The organism is Winogradskyella vidalii (assembly GCF_013403955.1).
In the GTDB taxonomy this organism is placed as follows: Bacteria; Bacteroidota; Bacteroidia; order Flavobacteriales; family Flavobacteriaceae; genus Winogradskyella; species Winogradskyella vidalii.
This window is the reverse complement of record NZ_JABFDG010000037.1, coordinates 1-1,379: the sequence shown is the minus strand read 5'-3', so window position 1 is coordinate 1,379 and position 1,379 is coordinate 1. Positions and strand designations below refer to the sequence as shown.

The following is a 1,379-nucleotide window of genomic DNA, read 5'->3' as shown; positions in this document are numbered from 1 at the left end:
ATTTTGTCCTCCTGCAACAATACCTGTATCAACTCCTCCGATTATCCAATTATTATTCGTCCCTATTTCTGGGGTTAATCCATCTGCTCCATCGGATACAACAACATCGGTTGTTCCGTCACTTACAGTTACAGTACCATCTCCGTTATCCGTTACCGTTACTGAGGTGCCGTCTACTCCATCTTGTCCGGCTGGACCTACTAATGCATCTAAGAAGTCTTGCGCTGAGCCTGTGTTTCCGGCTGTAAGCCATTCGTCATATGCTGAATCTCCATTCTGACCTCCTGCAACGACTCCTGTATCTACTGTTCCTATAAACCAATTACCGTTTGATCCGATTTCTGGGGTTAAACCGTTTGCTCCATCAACACCATCTGCTCCGTCTGATACAATAGCATCGGTTGTTCCATCACTTACGGTTACAGTGCCATCTCCGTTATCCATTACCGTTACTGAAGTTCCGTTTGCTCCATCTTGTCCGGCTGGACCTACTAATGCATCTAAAAAGTCTTGTTCCGAACCTGTGTTTCCTGCTGCTAACCATTCTTCATATGCTGAAGTACCATTCTGTCCTCCTGCAACAATACCAGTATCAACTCCTCCAATTATCCAATTATTATTGGTTCCGATTTCTGGGGTTAATCCATCTGCTCCGTCAACACCATCTTCACCATCTGATATAATAACATCGGTTGTTCCGTCACTTACGGTTACAGTGCCATCTCCATTATCCATTACCGTTACTGAAGTTCCGTTTGCTCCATCTTGTCCGGCTGGACCTACTAATGCATCTAAGAAGTCTTGTGCTGAGCCTGTGTTTCCAGCTGTAAGCCATTCGTCATATGCTGAATCTCCATTCTGACCTCCCGCAACGACTCCTGTATCTACTGTTCCAATAAACCAATTACCGTTTGATCCGATTTCTGGGGTTAAACCGTCTGTTCCGTCATCTCCATCAACACCATCTGAACCAGAAGCACCTATTAACGAATCTAAAAAGTCTTGCGCTGAGCCTGTGTTTCCGGCTACTAACCATTCTTCGTATGCTGAATCTCCATTCTGACCTTCAGCAACAACACCTGTATCTGTTGTTCCAATAAACCAGTTGCCATTGGCTCCGATTTCTGGGGTTAAACCGTCTGTTCCGTCATCTCCATCAACACCATCTGAACCGGAAGCACCTATTAACGAATCTAGAAAGTCTTGCGCTGAGCCTGTGTTTCCAGCTGCAAGCCATTCGTCATATGCTGAAGCACCATTTTGTCCTCCTGCAACAATACCTGTATCAACTCCTCCAATTATCCAATTATTATTGGTTCCGATTTCTGGGGTTAATCCATCTGCTCCGTCAACACCATCTTCACCATCTGATACAATAA

At 44.9% G+C, this 1,379-nt stretch carries 1 protein-coding gene; it reads right to left on the bottom strand.

All coding sequences use genetic code 11. From position 1 onward, the window contains the following. The coding region (locus HM982_RS18365) for a beta strand repeat-containing protein (RefSeq protein WP_394354369.1) at positions 1–1,379 on the bottom strand (1,379 nt) is incomplete at both ends.